Consider the following 16,642-nt stretch of genomic DNA (forward strand, 5'->3'; position numbering starts at 1 on the left):
GACGATCTCGGCGAAGATCGTGATCGCCGGCGGGTTCGGCGTCGGCAAGACCCACCTGCTCGCCTCGCTGTGGCACTCGGTTGCGGGCCCGAAGGCGTACGGCACCTTCGTCGAGCTCACCTCCCTGGTGGGGGCGCTCGGCTTCGCCACGACCGTGCAGGCCCTCGGCGGGCTGCGGCTGGTTGCCATCGACGAGTTCGAGCTCGACGATCCGGGCGACACGGTGCTCATGTCGACCCTGCTGACCCGCCTCGCCGACGCGGGTGTCGCGTTGGCCGCGACGAGCAACACCCAGCCGGAGGATCTCGGCGCCGGCCGATTCGCCGCCGCCGACTTCCTGCGCGAGATCCAGGGCCTGGCCGCCCGCTTCGACGTCCTGCGCATCGACGGCAGCGACTACCGTCACCGGGGACTGCCGGCACCACCCCCGCCATGCCCGGACGCCGAGGTCGCGGCGTTCGCCGCCGCTTTCGAGGGGGCGAGCGAGGACGGGTTCGCCGCGCTGTGCACGCATCTGGCGGGGCTGCACCCGTCGCGCTACGGGGCGCTCGTCGACGGGGTGGGGCTGGTCGCGTTGCACGGCGTGGCGCCGGTCGCCGACCAGGCCGTGGCGCTGCGGTTCGTCGCGTTCGCCGACCGGCTCTACGACCGGTCGATCCCGATCGTCGCCTCGGGCGTCGGGCTGGGGGAGTTGTTCGGCGCTGAGCTGCTCGCCGGGCCGCATCGTAAGAAGTACCAGCGGGCGGTGTCGCGTCTCGCGGCGCTCGCCCGCGACGGCGCCCGCCTCACCGCCGCCGCCTGAACCTCGCCGGCCCCGCCGGCCGCATGTCCGCGTCCGGCGTGCCTGCCTGAATTGCTGAGGTTGATGGCGGTCCGTCGGGCCCGGAACCGTCATCAACCTCCAACAACTGGTCGGATCCGCGCCCAGCTTCGGCCGGGAAGGTCAAGTAGGAGCCTTGCGCTTTCCCCAGGGATGGCGGCCTCGCAGCAGTCCGGCCCGGCGGCCCGGCGGCACCGGACGGACATCGGGGACCGGACCGCCGCGATCGTCGGCTGATCCTGCGACGATGGACGCATGGGAACCTACGTCGTGCTGCTCGTCATGGTGTTGCTGGTGGGACTGGCGGTGCTCGGCGGGCTGTATTTCCTGCTGTCCCGGGACCGTATCCGCCGCTGACCGGCGACGTCGGGCGGCGCCATGCAGCCGGGCGGCGGCGCTCAGCCGGGCGGCGGCGCTCAGCCGGCCGGCGGCAGCAGTCGGGTGATGACGACGGACTCGCCGTCGAGCTCGACGCGGCCCGGCATGTAGGTGAAGCCGGGCGCCGAGGCCGCCGGCGCGTCGAAGGGCACCCCGTCAAGCGGCACCGCCTGCCGCTGCGACGACAGGTTGACGACGATCGCCACGTCCCCGCGGCGCACCACCAGCCAGCGGGCCTCCTCGTCGTAGGGGCACTCCACCGACGACCACGCCGGGTCCGTCAGCGCCGGCAGCTTGCGGCGCAGCCCGATGAGCCGGCGGTGCCAGTCCAGCAGGCTGCCGTGGCCCGGGCGGGTCGGCTCGGACCAGTCCAGCTTCGACCGCTCGAACGTCGCCGGGTCCTGCGGGTCGGGGACGTCGTCGGGCCCCCACCCGTGCTCGGCGAACTCGGCGCGCCGCCCCTCGCGCACCGCGTCGCCGAGACCGGGCGCGGTGTGGTCGGTGAAGTACTGCCAGGGGGTGTGCGCCCCCCATTCCTCCCCCATGAACAGCATCGGGGTCAGCGCCGAGGTGAGCAGCAGGGCCGCGCCGATGCGCAGCAGACCATCACTGAGCTGCGCCGACGACCGGTCGCCCACCGCCCGGTTGCCGATCTGGTCGTGGTTCTGCAGGAACGTGACGAACCGGTAGGCCGGCGTCGTCGGCGGCATCGGCCGGCCGTGGGAACGGCCGCGGAACGTCGAGTAGCCGCCCTCGTGCACGAAACCCTTCGTCAGCGCGTGGGCGAGTGTCTCGATCGATCCGAAGTCGATGTAGTAGCCCTGCCGCTCGTCGGACAGCGTCGCCCACAGTGCGTGGTGGGCGTCGTCGCACCACTGGCCGTCCAGGCCGTACCCGCCGGCCTCGGGGGCGACGACCAGCTTGGGATCGTTGAGGTCGGACTCGGCGACGACGAACAGCGGCCGGCGCACCTGCGCCCCGAGCCGGTGCACCGACTCGGCGATCTCCTCGAGCAGGTGCATCGCCCGGCTGTCCTGGAAGGCGTGCACGGCGTCCAGGCGCAGCCCGTCGCAGTGGAAGTCCCGTAGCCAGGACAACGCGCTGTCGAGGATGAATGCGCGGACCTCGTCGGAGCCGGGGGCGTCGAGGTTGACCGCCGGCCCCCACGGAGTGATGTACCGGTCGGTGAAGTACGGCCCGAACTGCCCCAGGTAGTTCCCGTCCGGGCCGAGGTGGTTGTAGACCACGTCCATGATCACGCCGATGCCGTGGGCGTGCGCCGCGTCGACGAACCGCTTCAGCCCGTCCGGCCCGCCGTACGGCTCGTGCACGGCGGACAGGCCCACCCCGTCGTAGCCCCAGCCGTGGTGGCCCGGGAAGGCGTTGACCGGCAGCAGCTCGACGGCGTCGATGCCGAGCTCGGCGAGATGGTCGAGCTTGCCGATCGCGGCGTCGAAGGTGCCCTCGGGGGTGAACGTCCCGACGTGCAGCTCGTAGAGCACGCTGCCGGCCAGCGCGATGCCGCGCCAGCTCGCGTCCGACCAGTGGAACGTCGAGTGGTCGACCAGCCGGGACCGGCCGTGCACCCCCGCCGGCTGCCAGACCGAGCGGGGATCGGGAAGCTCCTCGGTGCCCCCGTCAAGCACGAACGCGTAGTCCGTGCCGTGCTTCGCGGAGGGGACGTTCACCCACCACCAGCCCCGCCGCCCGGCGGACATCTCATGGGTGGCGTCGCCGGCGGAATTCGCCACGACCAGGCTGACCGTCTTGGCGTCCGGGGCCCACAGCCGGAAGGTGCTCATAGCTCCTGTCTACCTTCCGCCGACGGGTGACATGCCGTGTCCGTGACAACGGCCCTCACCGAAGGTGCCCGCAGGACCCGGTTTCACCGGGTGAAACGGCCCCCTGTGACCAGCCTCATGGCAGCGGACGCACCAGGTGGGATCCGTGATCCGCACCGCGACACCCGCCCCGACCCCGTCGGCGTGCAGATGACCGACGACAGCGGAGGTCGTCTCGCGGAAGGGGCCCGTTCGCGCCGCCCGGCCGCTGCCGGATCAGGAGCGGACGAGGAGGCTGACGGGGAAGTCGCGCAGCAGGCGCAGGACGTAGGCGGTGCCGCCGTCGTGGCGGCGGCCGGTGAGGACGTCGGTCCAGCGGCCCTCGGGCAGCGGGATGGTGGTGTCGCGCCAGCCGCCGCCGCGGCGCAGGCCGAGGACCAGCCGGGGCGCCACGGTGACCACCGACTCGGAGCGGGCGAAGGCGACCACGTTCTCCGCGGCCGAACCCGACGCCCACAGGGGGCGGTAGGTGGCCCGGTCGCCGAACCACTCGGGGTGCTCGCGGCGGGTCCGCAGCGTCCGGGTGACGACGAGCAGCTTCGCGGCGCCGGAGTCGTCGAGCACCGGTGGGCGCCGCGGTGTGCCGGTGTCCGCGCCGGGCTCGCCGCCGAGCTCGGCGAGCAGCTTCGTCCGGTCGCCGTAGTTGACCGGGCGGCGGTTGTCCGGGTCGACCAGGGACAGGTCCCACAGCTCCTGGCCCTGGTACAGGTCCGGGACGCCGGGGACGGTGAGCTGGAGCAGCTTCTGGGCCAGCGAGTTCTGCCGGCCGAGCTCAACGAGGGTGCCGACGTAGCCGGTGAGGATGGCGAGGAACTCCTCGTCCTCCAGCACCGACTCGATGTAGTTCGTCAGCGCTGCCTCGTAGGCGGGGTCCTGGTCGGTCCAGCTGGTGTAGACCTTCGCCTCGCGGACGGCCTTGAGCATGTACTGGGTCGCCCGCTCGGTGGGCAGCGGCCAGGCGCCGACGAGGGTCTGCAGCAGGAAGTAGGCGGTGGGCCGGTCCGGCCAGCCCTGCTCGGTGTCGCGGTGACGCTCGCCGAGGCGGACCAGGCTGCCGGCCACCTCCGCCCAGCCGCGTGGATCCTCGGAGAGGACGGCGAGGCGGGCCCGGACGTCCTCGGAGCGCTTCGTGTCGTGCGTGGACAGGGTGGTCATCGTCAGCGGCCAGCTCCGCTGCACCGCCAGGTTCGCCTCGTGGAACTCGGTGACGGCGCTGCGCGGATGCCCGGTGGTGAACGCCGGGAAGCGCGACGGGTCGCCGCCGACCTCGTTGAGGGCGATGAGCCGGGAGTAGCGGTAGAACGCCGTGTCCTCGATGCCCTTGGCCATCACCGGGCCGCACGTCTGCTGGAAACGCGTGACGAACTCGGGCGGACCGCCCAGGGCCAGGTCCTCGATCAGGTCGACCTCGGTGGCGCGGCCGGGCAGGTAGGACCGGGCCTGCTCGCAGGCCCGCACCACGTGGCCGCGGGCCTCCAGGCTCGGCGTGCCGTCCGGGCGGATGTAGGCCCGGTAGACGTCGAAGGCGGCCAGCACCTCGCACAGCGCCTCCCGCAGCCCGGTGCGGGTGAGGTCGGCGCGGGCCTCCCGGGCTTCCCCGAGGGCGAGCGCGGTCAGCCGGTCTACCTCGGGCTGCAGCACGCCCGCGAGCACGTCGAGCTTGGCGGCCCGCGCCTCGGCCTCGTAGTCGGGATCGGCGCGGGTGATCTCCTGGTAGAGCGCGGCGAGTGGATGTCCGGCGACGGGGTCGAGGAACAGCCGGGTCAGCCGGGCGATCCCCTCGTAGCCGGTGGTGCCGTCGCAGGCCCAGGTGTCGGGCAGGGCCTCGTCCTGCTCCAGGATCTTCTCGACGACGGTCCACACCCCGCCGGAGGCGTCGGCGAGCCGTCGCAGGTAGCCCTCGGGGTCGGCCAGGCCGTCCGGATGGTCGATGCGCAATCCTTCGAACGTGCCCGCCCGGACCTGTTCGATGAGCAGCCGGTGGGTCGCGGCGAAGACGTCGGGTTCCTCCTGGCGCAGCCCGGCGAGGGTCGTGATGTCGAAGAAACGGCGGTAGTTCAGCTCGCTCGCGGCGACCCGCCACCAGCACAGCCGGTAGTACTGGGCGTCCAGGGTGGCGGCGACGTCGTCGGGGTCGGCGGTGCCGGGCGCGGTCGGCAGCACGTGGTCGTAGTAGACGACGACCCACGCGCCCTCGGTGTCCTGCTCGACGGAGATCTCCCCGGCGGCCAGGCAGTCCGCGAGGCCCGCGCCGAGGATCGGGACCAGCACCCGGCCCGGGTTGTCGGGCGCGGCCCAGTCGATGTCGAACCAGGAGGCGTAGGGGGAGTCGGGCCCCTCGCGCAGCACCGACCACCAGGCCGAGTTCGCTGTCTCCGGGGTGACGGACATGTGGTTCGGGACGACGTCGACGACGATCCCGAGGCCGGCCTTGCGGCAGGCGGCGGTCAGCCGGCGCAGGCCGCCCGTCCCGCCGAGCTCGGGGTTGATCTGGCCGTGCTCGACGAGGTCGTAGCCGTGCGTCGAGCCGGGGGCGGCCTCCAGCACCGGCGACAGGTACAGGTGGGACACGCCGAGCGTGGCCAGGTAGGGGACGATCACGGCCGCGTCGGTGAAGGAGAAGTCGAGGTTGAGCTGGAGCCGGTAGGTCGAGGTCGGCACCACCCGCTCGGCTCTGGGCCCGCCCGGTGGGGGGGTGGGCTCAGTCGACACGGCGCAGCACGACCGTCGAACGGGCGTCGATCTCGATCGGGTCGCCGGTCTTGACCACCTTGCCCACGTCGGCAGGGTCCAGGGCCGAGTGGGCCAGGGGGATGGCCTCCAGGGTGGCGTCGATCTCCGCGGTGGACTTGCGGGTGTCGACGACCGTCTCCCAGGTCGCGCCGAAGCTCGGCGCCGGCACCCGGAAGGCGACGGGCTCGTAGTGCGCGTTGAAGTACAGCAGGAAGGAGTCGTCGGAAATCGACTGGCCGAGCGCGTCCGGGTCGGGGATGCCGTCGCCGTTGAGGTAGACGCCCAGGGAGCGGGCGGTGCCGGACTCCCAGTCGGTGTCGGACATCTCGGTGCCGTCCGGCCGCAGCCAGACGATGTCCTTCTTGGCCGGGTCGTCCGTCACGGCCGGGTCGTCGGTCGCGGCGCCGCGGGCCGTGGCGCCCTGCCCGCGCAGGGAGATCCCCTGGAAGAACCGGCGGCGCCGGAAGATCGGATGGTCCTTGCGCAGCTTGGACAGCAGGCCGACGAACTCCACCAGGTCGGCGTTGCGCTCGGCGTCCGCCCAGTCCAGCCAGGAGAGCGGGTTGTCCTGGCAGTAGGCGTTGTTGTTGCCGTGTTGGGTGCGCCCCATCTCGTCTCCGGCGACCAGCATCGGCACCCCCTGGGACAGCAGTAGCGTCGTGAGCAGGTTACGGGTTTGCGCGGTCCGCAGGGACAGTACGTCCGGGTCGTCGGTCGGCCCCTCGACTCCACAGTTCCAGGAGCGGTTGTCGTCCGATCCGTCCCGGTTGTCCTCCCCGTTGGCCTCGTTGTGCTTGTCGTTGTACGAGACGAGGTCGCGCAGCGTGAAGCCGTCGTGGGCGGTGATGAAGTTGATCGACGCCCAGGGGCGCCGCCCGCTGTTCTCGTACAGGTCGCTCGACCCGGTCAGCCGGGAGGCGAACTCGGCGATGCCGTGGTCCTGGCCGCGCCAGAAGTCACGAACGGTGTCACGGTACTTGCCGTTCCACTCCGTCCACAGCGGGGGGAAGTTCCCGACCTGGTAGCCGCCCTCGCCGAGATCCCACGGCTCGGCGATCAGCTTGACCTGGGAGACGACCGGGTCCTGTTGGACCAGGTCGAAGAACGACGACAGCCGGTCGACGTCGTAGAACTCCCGTGCCAGCGTCGCGGCCAGGTCGAAGCGGAAGCCGTCGACGTGCATGTCCGTCACCCAGTACCGCAGCGAGTCCATGATCAGCTGCAGGACGTGGGGGTGGCGCACCCGCAGGCTGTTGCCGGTGCCCGTGTAGTCCATGTAGTAGTGAGGATCGTCGTCCACGAGCCGGTAGTAGGCGGCGTTGTCGATGCCGCGGAAGCACAGCATCGGCCCCATGTGGTTGCCCTCGGCGGTGTGGTTGTAGACGACGTCGAGGATCACCTCGATCCCGGCCTCGTGCAGGTTCTTGACCATGCCCTTGAACTCCTGCACCTGCCGGCCGTGCCCGCCGGAGGCGGAGTAGCCGTTGTGCGGGGCGAGGAAGGCGATCGAGTTGTAGCCCCAGTAGTTGCGCAGGTTCTTGCTGACCAGGTGCTCGTCGTGGACGAACTGGTGCACGGGCAGCAGTTCGATCGCGGTGACGCCGAGCTTGCGGTAATGGTCGATCATCAAGGGGTGGGCGATGCCGGCGTAGGTGCCGCGGTACTCCTCGGGCAGCCCGGGATGGTTCTTGGTGAGCCCGCGGACATGCGCCTCGTAGAACACCGACTCGTTGTACGGCGTGCGCGGCGGACGGTCGCCGTTCCAGTCGAAGAACGGGCTGATCACGACCGACTTCATCATGTGCGGGCCGGAGTCGGCGTCGTTGACGCCATCCGGGTCGCCGAAGGTGTACGGGAACACCGCCTGATCCCAGGCGATCTCGCCGTCAACGGCCTTCGCGTACGGGTCGAGCAGCAGCTTGTGCGGGTTGCACCGGGCGCCGTGGGCGGGGTCGTAGGGGCCGTGGACCCGGTAGCCGTAGCGCTGCCCCGGTCCGACGGTGGGCAGGTAGGCGTGCCAGACGAAGGCGTCGACCTCCTTCAGGTCGACCCGGTCCTCCTGACCCGCTTCGTCGAACAGGCAGAGCTGGACCCGGTCGGCGATCTCCGAGAAGAGCGCGAAATTCGTCCCCGACCCGTCATATGTGGCGCCCAGGGGATAAGGGCTGCCCGGCCATACCTGCGACATACGAACGAAGCCTACGGCCAGGACGGATGCTCTGATCCGGGGGCGCGCGAAATGTGAGGTCAGAGCCTCGACGATCATTGAGGTTTCATTGATCGGTTGCTGACGGCCGGGCCTAGCATGGAGTCATGGCCGACTGGGCGATCTGGGTCGTCGTCGCCGGCGCCTTGCTCGCCGGCGAGCTGCTCACGCTGGACCTGACGCTGGTGATGTTCTCACTGGCGGCGTTGGTGGGCGCGGCCGTCGCGCTACTGGGCGTCGACGCAGCCTGGCAGATCGTCGGGTTCGTCGTGGCGGCCGGCGGCCTCGGCCTCGGGCTTCGTCCGGTGGCCCGCCGGCACCTGCAGCGAACCCCCGAACTGCGCACCGGCGCGGACGCGCTGGTGGGGGAGCGGGTGCTGGTGCTGGAGCGGGTGGACGGGGAGGGCGGCCGGGTGAAGATCAAGGGAGAGATCTGGTCGGCCCGGTCATACCCGACCACGACCGCGCTGGAGGTCGGCAGCGAGGGGCGCGTCCTGCGCATCGACGGAGCGACCGCCATCGTGCACCGATTCGAGATCTGACTTCGCGCCCCCGGGGTCCCCGGGGCCGGTGGGGTCACGGCAAGGCCCGCGGGTCCGACAGGGAAGGGGTACGTCATGGCAGGTGTCATCGTCGCCGTGGTGGTCGCGGCGGTAGTTCTGATCTTTCTGGTGCGGGCGGTGCGCATCGTCCCGCAGGCGCGGGCGATGGTGGTGGAACGCCTCGGTCGGTACCACCGCACCCTCACTCCGGGGCTGGCGATCGTGGTCCCGTTCGTCGACCGGGTGCGCGACCGCATCGACCTGCGCGAGCAGGTGGTCAGCTTCCCGCCGCAGCCGGTGATCACCGAGGACAACCTCGTGGTCGGGATCGACACGGTGATCTACTTCCAGGTCACCGATCCACGGGCGGCCACCTACGAGATCGCCAACGTCATCCGCGCCATCGAGCAGCTCACCGTCACCACGCTGCGCAACGTCATCGGCGGGCTGAACCTGGAGGCCACCCTCACCTCCCGCGACCAGATCAACGGGCAGCTGCGCGGGGTGCTCGACGAGGCCACCGGCAAGTGGGGCATCCGGGTCAACCGGGTGGAACTGAAGGCCATCGACCCGCCACGCTCCATCCAGGACTCGATGGAGAAGCAGATGCGGGCCGAGCGGGACCGCCGCGCGGCAATCCTGACCGCCGAGGGCGTCAAGCAGAGCGAGATCCTGCGGGCCGAGGGGGAGAAGCAGGCGGCGATCCTGCGGGCCGAAGGCGAGCGCGAGGCGCAGATCCTCACCGCCGAGGGCGAGGCGAAGGCCATCGGAACCGTCTTCCGGGCGATCCACGAGGGCGACGCCGACCAGAAGCTGCTGGCCTACCAGTACCTGCAGACGCTGCCGCAGATCGCCCAGGGGCAGGCGAGCAAGCTGTGGATCGTGCCGAGCGAACTGACCGGCGCGCTCAGCGGCCTGGGCGGCCTGCTGGGCGCCGCACCCGCCGCACCCGCACCCGCCGCACCCGCACCCGCCGGCGGCGGCGGACCCAACGGGGCCGCACCGAAGCGGCCGGAGCCTGTCTCGGGCGAGCTATCCGGATGAACCATCCCCCGGTCGGGGAGGATGGTTGCCCTGGGCCGGTCTTCCGCCCAATTAGTCATACTTCCGGAGGGGGGTGGGGCTAGTCCGCCGAGCCGGACCATGGGACGATTTCGCCAAGCTATCCGGGGGCGAGTCGACAGGCGCAGGGGAAGGCGTTCCTCGTCGACGGAGGTCCCGCGTGGTCGCAATGTCCTCGACAGCTCGTGAGCTGTCATCCGGCTCGTCGTCCTTCGCCGTGCCGGGCAAGCTGGCGGTGCTCGCCTGTCCGCCGGCGCTGTGCCCGCACCTGGAGTTCGGCGCGTCCGGAGTGTTGTCGTCACCTGTGTCGCTGACCTGGACGGCGCAGCCCGGCATGCCCGGATTCCTCTTCGCCGGGCTGGAGTGGCGAGCGTCCCCGGGCACGGCGGGCCGGGTCGCCGGTGCGCTGCGCCGGCTTGGGCACGTCACCTTCGAAACCGTCGAGGGGCCTTCACCCGGGTGTGACGCCGAGCGCTATTCCTATACCCCCGATCTCGGCCTGCACCGGGCCGCGATCGCCGCCAACGGCGACGTGGTGGTCGGCGAGGCGGCCCTGCGGGCGTTGCTGGAACGGGGCGAGGCTCGCGAGACCCTCGCCCGGGGCCTGCACCGCCTGCTCGGGACGGCCTGGGACGATGTCCTCGAGCCGCTGCGTCGAGGCGCTCATGGGGCCCCGGTCACCTGGCTGCGGCGCACCGGCTAGCGACCCGCGCAGCCGGCCCGCGGCCGGGTTGGGCCGCACCGAGTCGGGTAGGCACCGCGGATGTTCAGGGCCACGCGACGCATCGACGCGGAGATGGTTGCGAGGGTGTGGCGAAGCCCACACCAGGGTAGCGCGGGTCTGACGGGCACATACCCCGGCGGTCATGCGTTGTGGCTTGCGCACGACCACGCACAACCTTTCTGGGAGTTATTCAGTGGCCACCGATTACGACACACCTCGTACGGCTGACATAGAGGACGCCTCGGAGCAGAGCCTCGAGGCCCTCAAGGCGCGGCGGGCGGACGCGGCGACTGATCTCGGTGACGATGTTGATCCGTTCGAAACCGAGCTCGGCCTGCCGGGTGCCGACCTGGCCGGAGAGGAACTCAATGTCCGAGTGCTTCCGCGGCAGGCTGACGAGTTCACCTGCACGCAGTGCTACCTCGTGCATCACCGTAGTCAGCTCGTGGACGAGCGCCGCATGATCTGCCGAGACTGCGCGGCCTGAGGAGCCGCGTTCGGATAGTTCCACCGCATGGCCTCTGGCGTGGGCTCACGACACGCCACGGCCGTGGCGGTGGCATGCCCGCTGACAGCATCCCGCTGCCGATCAGTCGCGACCGTACCCTCCGCGGCCCGCCAGGATGTTTCAGGCGACGATGTTTCAGGTGACGAGCACGCCCGCGTCCCGCATTGCCGCCACTGCCCGTTCGTCGTCGCCTGGGTTGAGGTTGACGAATCTGGTGTGGGCCAGCGGCAGCAGTACCGTCAGGCCCAGTAGGCGTGCATCCAGCGCGCTTTCCCGGACGCAGTGGTCGCCGGCCAGGCCGACCACGACGAGCGTCGAGACGCCCAGTCGAGCGAGACGCTCTTCGAGCACCGTCGCCGACCGATGCCCCGAGGCCGGGTCTCGCACCGAGAAGGCGGAGTAGCCGTCGGCCCCGTCCACCCCTTTGCGGATCACTTCGCCGGTCACGACCAGATCGGGGTGGAACCCTGCGCCGGTGGTGTCTGCCACGCAGTGCGGCGGCCAGACACCGCCGTCGGTCACAAAGTGCGGGGTACGCGCGGGATGCCAGTCCTGGCTGTAAAACACCGGGGACCCGGCGGCCACCGCGGCGGAGACCTCGGCGTTCACCCCGTCGATGATCTTCTCGCCGCCGGCGACGTAGAGGCTGCCTGTCGGGTCGGCGAAGTCGTTCTGAACGTCCACGACCAGCAGGGCGACTCCCGGCCCGTAACGTGCGGTCACCGCGGTGCCTCCCGTTGCTCCAGACGGCTTCTCCGCTCGCGCCACCCGGCCTGGTCGGACCGGACCACCACGAGCCAGCGCTGGGCCAGGGGCGCCGTGTGCGGATATGCCCCCACTGTCGTATCTCGACACGCCCGCGTCGATATCCCTGATCATGGCGATCTGGCGGCCTAGGTTCGGAGCATGCGCAGCCGCGACTATAGCCGGGACGTCCTGGCACCCGCCGCCCGCACTCGCCCGGCTCCGCCGCCGGAGGTCGAGCTCGAACCCGACCTGGTGGTCGAGGAGGTCGCGACCGGTTTCTGCGGCGCCGTGGTCGGCGCCGAGCGCGGCGCGGTGACGTTGGAGGACCGGCACGGCGCCCGTCGGGTGTTTCCGCTCGAACCCGGCGCCTTTCTGCTGGAGGGGCGCCGGGTCACGCTCGTGCGGCCCCGCCGCGCGGCGCCCGCCGCCCCCTCGCGTACCGCCTCCGGCTCGCGCGTCGTCGCCGGTCACCGGGCCCGGGTTGCCCGCGCCAGCCGCATCTACGTGGAGGGTGTGCACGACGCCGCCCTCGTCGAGCGGGTGTGGGGCGACGACCTGCGCATCGAGGGCGTGGTGGTGGAGAGCCTCGATGGCGTCGACGAGCTGCCGGCGGTGGTCGAGACCTTCCGGCCGGGGCCTGGCCGGCGGTTGGGTGTCCTCGTCGACCATCTCGTCCCCGGATCGAAGGAGAGCCGCATCGCGGCCGCCGTTGTCGGCGAGCATGTGCTGGTCACCGGGCACCCCTACATCGACATCTGGCAGGCGGTGAAGCCGGCGTCGATCGGCATCCGGGCCTGGCCGACGGTGCCCCGCGGCGAGCCGTGGAAGGAGGGGGTGTGCCGGGCGCTGGGCGTCGCCGAGCCCGGCGACCTGTGGCGCCGGGTGCTCGCGTCCGTCGACAGCTACACCGACCTGGAGGTGGGCCTGCTTGGCGCCGTGGAGCGGCTGATCGACTTCGTCACGGCCTGACGGCTGCCCGCGCCGCCCCGCGCCGCGCCGCGCCCGGTTCGGGCCGGATTCGGACGTTCGCATACGGTGAGTGCGGACGGGGCAGCTCGACCCCTTCGTGGGCGGGAGACACGATGCCGGTGTGGATCAGGCCGAGGCTTGTCCAAGCCGTCGGTGTGGTCGCCGTCGCCCTGGTGGCCGGGTTCGGTCTGCGGTTCGCGCTGACCGGCTCGGACGGAAACGGCGTCGGTGCCCCCGCGCCCGGTGTCTCGCCCACTGTCGTCGCCGCGACGGCGCTCGCCGGCCGCACCATCGTGCTCGACCCGGGCCACAACGGCGGTAACAACCGGGCGGCCACAGCCATCAGCCGGCCGGTGCCCGCTGGGGGCTTCGACAAGGAGTGCGACACCGTCGGTGCCGAGACCGACGGTGGCTATCCGGAGCACGCCTTCACGTTCGATCTCGCCCAGCGGGCGGCCGTGATCCTGCGCTCCCGCGGCGCCAGGGTCGTGCTGACCCGGCCGAACGACGACGGGGTGGGCCCGTGCGTCGACGAGCGGGCGAGGATCGGTAACGGCGCCGCAGCGGCCGCGGTTGTCTCCATCCACGCGGACGGGGGGCCCGCCCAGGGCCGCGGGTTCCACGTGATCGCGCCCGCGCTGAGCCCCGACCGGACCAACGCGGTGATCCTCGCCCCGTCGAGTCGACTCGCGGGGACGCTGCGGTCGGCGTTCGGTCGTGCCACCGGCCAGCCACTGGCCGACTATCTGGGAAAGGAGGGGATGACGATCCGGTCCGATCTCGGTGGGCTGAACCTCTCCCGCGTCCCGAAGGTGTTCCTCGAATGCGGAAACATGCGCAACCGGACCGACGCCGCGGAAATCGTCGATCCAGCTTGGCGGGCCCGGGCGGCGAGCGGCCTCGCCGACGGTGTGACCGCGTTCCTCCTGGTCGAGGGTTCACCGTCGGCGGCGCCGCGCTGATCTGGCCGGTGGTGGACGCGCCGCGGTGGGACAGCCTGTGCCGCAGCGGATCCGTGTGGGCGGGCGTCTTCCGGGCCGGCGGCGCGGCCGTGCACGGACATGAAAACGGCCACTCCGTGGAGTGGCCGTTCGAGGCAGATGAAACGCTGTTCTGCGGGGTGGGCGATACTGGGATTGAACCAGTGACCTCTACCGTGTCAAGGTAGCGCTCTCCCACTGAGCTAATCGCCCGCAATGGATCAGAGGCGGAGGCGGGAATCGAACCCGCGTACAGGGCTTTGCAGGCCCTTGCCTAAACCACTCGGCCACTCCGCCGCGGGAGGCCGCTGGTACGGACCTCTAGCCCCTCTGTTCCCGAGCGGACGACGGGATTCGAACCCGCGACCCTCACCTTGGCAAGGTGATGCTCTACCAACTGAGCCACGTCCGCGCTGCACCAGCGTTCTTGGCGGTGCAGCTAGCACTCTAGCGGACGAACGGCCTCTACGTCGAATGGCCCGCCAGACGTCGCGGGAATGTTGCGTTGGGTCAAGGTGTCCCACGTGAACGTCGGGTTTCGCCCACGGCACGTCCACCGCACCGGTCGACGCTCGTGCCGGCCCCATCCGAGGCCTTCCCGCCGCCCCGCCGCCTCGCCGCCGCCGGTCTGCGCCGCCGGTCTGCGCCGCCGGTCTGCGTGACAGCCGTCGTGATGCGTTCCATGGACGCGGGTGAGCGGCCCGCGGGGCGCGAATCGCAGGCCGGCGGGTCGTGGGGGAAGGCGGTAACGTGATCGGAATGAGCCGGACGAACGTGGGCGCTCCGGAACCGATCGCCCGCGGGTCCACGGCGGTCCCGCGGTCCAGGTCACTTTCGTACCTGCTCGCCGGCGACCGGCTCGCCACGGGAGTCGTGGAGATCAGTGACGATCCCGCGGTGCTGGAACGCGGTGGTTTCTGGGCCGTGGTCGTCGACTTCGAGGGAGCGCTGCGCTGCGTCCGGTTCGCCGACGTGCGTTCGGTGCCCGCGGCCGGTCCCGCGGCACTGAGTCGAGGCCCGTGGCGTGGCCCGGACCCGCGGGCATGGACCACCAGCCTCGATCACGCCGCCTACGTGGCGGGCGCGGTCACCATCCGGGAGCGCATCGCCGCGGGTGACGTCTACGAGGTGAACCTCTGCCGGCTGCTGTCCGCGCCGCTGCCCCCCGCCGGTCCCGGTGGCGAACCGGTCGAACCCGACCCCGCCGCGCTCGCCGCGGTCCTCGCGGCCGGGAATCCGGCCCCGTACGCGCTCGCGTTGGACGTTCCCGAGGCGGGCCTGCGGATTGCGGGGGCTTCGCCGGAGCTGTTCCTCGCGCGGGATGGCGACGTTGTGCGTTCCGGGCCCATCAAGGGCACCGGGCGGACCGTGCGCGATCTTCGGGACAAAGACGTCACCGAGAACATCATGATCGTTGATCTGGTGCGCAACGACCTCGGGCGGGTGGCCCGGACCGGTAGTGTCACCGTGCCGGCTCTGTGCGCCGTCGAACATCATCCGGGCCTGGTCCACCTCGTGTCGACGGTGCGGGCCCGGTTGCGGCCCGGGATGGGCTGGCCGGAGTTGCTGGCCGCCACCTGTCCGCCCGGCTCGGTCTCCGGCGCGCCCAAGTCGAGCGCGCTACGGATCATTCGCGAACTGGAACCGGGGCCGCGCGGTCCCTACTGCGGCGGGATCGGCTGGGTGGATGCCGACAGCGGTCGAGGATGGCTCTCGGTCGGCATCCGTACCTTCTGGTTCGATGCGGACCGGCTGTGGTTCGGCACCGGCGCCGCCGTGACCTGGGGCAGCGACCCGCAGGGGGAGTGGCGCGAGACCGAGCTCAAAGCCCACCGGTTGGTGGGGCTGGCGAGCGACTGAGACGAGGGGAGCTTCATCGGTGCACAGACGACAACCCGCCTGGCCGGGCAGAGCCCGACCAGGCGGGTGGATGCTGCGCGTGCGATGGAATCTGGAACCGCCTCAGGTACAGGAGGCGATCCCCTGTCGAACAGTGCCCGCACCGGCCTGCCGGGGTCGGGCAGCGATCCCGACCCCGGTGAGATCACCGCTCGGGGCCGCCCCAGATCAGTAGGGCGAGTTCCGCATCAAGATCGATGATGTCGCTCTCGCCGCCGAGGGGCACAGCGGAATACGTCCGCCGCAGGAAGGCCAGCACTTCGGAACGCGGCATCTCGAACAAGGCGTGTCCCGAAGGACTGGACAGGGACAGGCAGACGATCCGCCCACCGGACTGGGCGGCCGGCCACACCTGCACGTCACCGTCCCCGGCCGGACGGCGGACGCCGTCGCTCAGGAGCTGGCGCGCGAAGGTCCACTCCACGACCTCGTCGGCTCCCGTGCGGAAGCCGATGCTGATCGCATACGGGTCGGCCGGCTCGTACCGGACCGTCGCGGCGACCGGCACCGGAGCGCCGCCGGGGACGACGAGTCGAAGGGCGAGTTCGGCGGTGATCGAATCGTGACGAATAGTCATCGGGCGGCCTCTCATGGTGCGTGGTGCGGGCGAGCACCCGTGTAACGGGATAGTTCCCTCTCCGAGTCCCGTTGGAAACAAGATTATGCCAAGACAACATCCGTTACGGCAGTTCGGGCGAGTTGACTGGCCCGGAAGGGTGAACCTTTCCCGGGTAGATCCTAGATCGGTCGGCCGCTAGGTGTACCCCCACCGCAGGCGGGCGGATGATTACCATCCGTAGCGTCCGAACGTCCCCCCGAGCATCAGGCCAACCTGCCAAGGCCGTTCCACCTTGAGCCTTCCCCGTCCGGGTGGTTCTCAACCTCGGCCAGTCGCGGCGAACCTGGCCCAGTCCGGCCACCGGGCGGGACGGCGGACATCGGCGTATCCGTCCACCGGGACCCCCTGCACCGGCCCGGATCGGCGCCGTGTAAGGTAGTTTCATCACCCGCAAGGGCGTATAGCTCAGTGGTAGAGCGCTGCCTTCACACGGCAGAGGTCCGTGGTTCGAAACCACGTACGCCCACGCGATCTGGCTTGTCATGTTGCGCCCCCGGTGGGGGCCTGCGAAGGTCCCGCGCAATGTCTGCCCGGGGGGGCGACCCCTCGGACCCCCCGGGTTTGGGGGGTGTGGGGAATCTCGTTCTTTGAAGTGGTTTGGGGCGGTCCGGGGT

13 protein-coding genes and 4 tRNA genes are annotated in these 16,642 nt (G+C 71.0%); 9 read left to right on the forward strand and 8 right to left on the reverse strand.

Going from position 1 to position 16,642, the window contains the following annotated elements; genetic code table 11:
• The coding region (gene zapE, locus NBZ83_RS19700) for a cell division protein ZapE (protein WP_261575558.1) at nucleotides 1-802 on the forward strand (802 nt) is incomplete at its 5' end.
• Between the two features lie 434 nt (nucleotides 803-1,236).
• On the opposite strand, the gene treZ is transcribed toward zapE, so the two are convergent.
• The 3 genes from treZ to glgX form a co-directional block, all read right to left on the reverse strand.
• Nucleotides 1,237-3,000: a malto-oligosyltrehalose trehalohydrolase gene (gene treZ, locus NBZ83_RS19705; RefSeq protein ID WP_261566305.1), complete on the reverse strand. Its 1,764-nt coding sequence runs from the start codon at nucleotides 2,998-3,000 to the stop codon at nucleotides 1,237-1,239.
• A 255-nt stretch (nucleotides 3,001-3,255) separates the two neighbouring features.
• Nucleotides 3,256-5,751: a malto-oligosyltrehalose synthase gene (gene treY, locus NBZ83_RS19710; protein ID WP_438803154.1), complete on the reverse strand. Its 2,496-nt coding sequence runs from the start codon at nucleotides 5,749-5,751 to the stop codon at nucleotides 3,256-3,258.
• A complete protein-coding gene (gene glgX, locus NBZ83_RS19715) occupies nucleotides 5,741-7,960 on the reverse strand; it encodes a glycogen debranching protein GlgX (RefSeq protein ID WP_261566306.1) in 2,220 nt (739 codons plus the stop codon). The genes treY and glgX overlap by 11 nt, the downstream gene beginning before the upstream one ends.
• A gap of 125 nt (nucleotides 7,961-8,085) precedes the next feature.
• Between glgX and NBZ83_RS19720 the strand changes: the two genes are divergently transcribed.
• From NBZ83_RS19720 to NBZ83_RS19735, 4 genes are all read left to right on the forward strand, one after another.
• Complete coding sequence (locus NBZ83_RS19720; RefSeq protein WP_261566307.1) at nucleotides 8,086-8,520, forward strand: NfeD family protein; 435 nt, start codon at nucleotides 8,086-8,088, stop codon at nucleotides 8,518-8,520.
• A gap of 75 nt (nucleotides 8,521-8,595) precedes the next feature.
• A complete protein-coding gene (locus NBZ83_RS19725; RefSeq protein WP_261566308.1) occupies nucleotides 8,596-9,564 on the forward strand; it encodes an SPFH domain-containing protein in 969 nt (322 codons plus the stop codon).
• Nucleotides 9,565-9,751: 187 nt separating this feature from the next.
• Nucleotides 9,752-10,285, forward strand: a complete 534-nt coding sequence (locus NBZ83_RS19730) for a DUF3145 domain-containing protein (protein WP_165699159.1) — start codon at nucleotides 9,752-9,754, stop codon at nucleotides 10,283-10,285.
• Nucleotides 10,286-10,499: 214 nt separating this feature from the next.
• A complete protein-coding gene (locus NBZ83_RS19735) occupies nucleotides 10,500-10,793 on the forward strand; it encodes a DUF4193 domain-containing protein (protein WP_136447338.1) in 294 nt (97 codons plus the stop codon).
• Nucleotides 10,794-10,949: 156 nt separating this feature from the next.
• Here NBZ83_RS19735 and NBZ83_RS19740 read toward each other — a convergent pair whose 3' ends face one another.
• On the reverse strand, nucleotides 10,950-11,537 hold the full coding sequence (locus tag NBZ83_RS19740) for an isochorismatase family protein (protein ID WP_261566309.1): 588 nt from the start codon (nucleotides 11,535-11,537) through the stop codon (nucleotides 10,950-10,952).
• 183 nt (nucleotides 11,538-11,720) lie between these two features.
• Between NBZ83_RS19740 and NBZ83_RS19745 the strand changes: the two genes are divergently transcribed.
• Nucleotides 11,721-12,530, forward strand: coding sequence for a DUF3097 domain-containing protein (locus NBZ83_RS19745; protein ID WP_261566310.1), 810 nt, complete (start codon nucleotides 11,721-11,723; stop codon nucleotides 12,528-12,530).
• Between the two features lie 113 nt (nucleotides 12,531-12,643).
• Nucleotides 12,644-13,492: an N-acetylmuramoyl-L-alanine amidase gene (locus tag NBZ83_RS19750; RefSeq protein WP_261566311.1), complete on the forward strand. Its 849-nt coding sequence runs from the start codon at nucleotides 12,644-12,646 to the stop codon at nucleotides 13,490-13,492.
• A 159-nt stretch (nucleotides 13,493-13,651) separates the two neighbouring features.
• Here the strand turns inward: NBZ83_RS19750 and NBZ83_RS19755 are convergent.
• The 3 genes from NBZ83_RS19755 to NBZ83_RS19765 form a co-directional block, all read right to left on the reverse strand.
• Nucleotides 13,652-13,723 (reverse strand) — tRNA-Val (locus NBZ83_RS19755).
• A gap of 12 nt (nucleotides 13,724-13,735) precedes the next feature.
• A tRNA-Cys gene (locus NBZ83_RS19760) sits at nucleotides 13,736-13,807 on the reverse strand.
• Between the two features lie 42 nt (nucleotides 13,808-13,849).
• A tRNA-Gly gene (locus tag NBZ83_RS19765) sits at nucleotides 13,850-13,922 on the reverse strand.
• 347 nt (nucleotides 13,923-14,269) lie between these two features.
• Here NBZ83_RS19765 and NBZ83_RS19770 point away from each other — a divergent pair.
• Entirely contained in the window at nucleotides 14,270-15,370 is a 1,101-nt protein-coding gene (locus tag NBZ83_RS19770; protein WP_261566312.1) for a chorismate-binding protein, read from the forward strand.
• Nucleotides 15,371-15,554: 184 nt separating this feature from the next.
• Here the strand turns inward: NBZ83_RS19770 and NBZ83_RS19775 are convergent, their stop codons facing one another.
• Nucleotides 15,555-15,986, reverse strand: a complete 432-nt coding sequence (locus tag NBZ83_RS19775) for an SsgA family sporulation/cell division regulator (protein ID WP_009739629.1) — start codon at nucleotides 15,984-15,986, stop codon at nucleotides 15,555-15,557.
• Nucleotides 15,987-16,422: 436 nt separating this feature from the next.
• On the opposite strand from NBZ83_RS19775, the gene NBZ83_RS19780 reads away from it, so the two are divergent.
• A tRNA-Val gene (locus NBZ83_RS19780) sits at nucleotides 16,423-16,494 on the forward strand.
• Nucleotides 16,495-16,642: the final 148 nt, after the last annotated feature.

This window comes from Frankia gtarii, from assembly GCF_025403375.1.
Taxonomy (GTDB): domain Bacteria; phylum Actinomycetota; class Actinomycetes; order Frankiales; family Frankiaceae; genus Frankia; species Frankia gtarii.

Bases quoted from the DNA above. Each gene is read 5' to 3' on its own strand.
- glgX (WP_261566306.1), bottom strand. From the start codon at position 7,960: ATGTCGCAGGTATGGCCGGGCAGCCCTTATCCCCTGGGCGCCACATAT.
- treZ (WP_261566305.1), bottom strand. From the start codon at position 3,000: ATGAGCACCTTCCGGCTGTGGGCCCCGGACGCCAAGACGGTCAGCCTG.
- NBZ83_RS19725 (WP_261566308.1), top strand. From the start codon at position 8,596: ATGGCAGGTGTCATCGTCGCCGTGGTGGTCGCGGCGGTAGTTCTGATC.
- NBZ83_RS19770 (WP_261566312.1), top strand. From the start codon at position 14,270: ATGAGCCGGACGAACGTGGGCGCTCCGGAACCGATCGCCCGCGGGTCC.
- NBZ83_RS19720 (WP_261566307.1), top strand. From the start codon at position 8,086: ATGGCCGACTGGGCGATCTGGGTCGTCGTCGCCGGCGCCTTGCTCGCC.
- NBZ83_RS19745 (WP_261566310.1), top strand. From the start codon at position 11,721: ATGCGCAGCCGCGACTATAGCCGGGACGTCCTGGCACCCGCCGCCCGC.
- NBZ83_RS19750 (WP_261566311.1), top strand. From the start codon at position 12,644: ATGCCGGTGTGGATCAGGCCGAGGCTTGTCCAAGCCGTCGGTGTGGTC.
- NBZ83_RS19730 (WP_165699159.1), top strand. From the start codon at position 9,752: ATGTCCTCGACAGCTCGTGAGCTGTCATCCGGCTCGTCGTCCTTCGCC.
- NBZ83_RS19775 (WP_009739629.1), bottom strand. From the start codon at position 15,986: ATGACTATTCGTCACGATTCGATCACCGCCGAACTCGCCCTTCGACTC.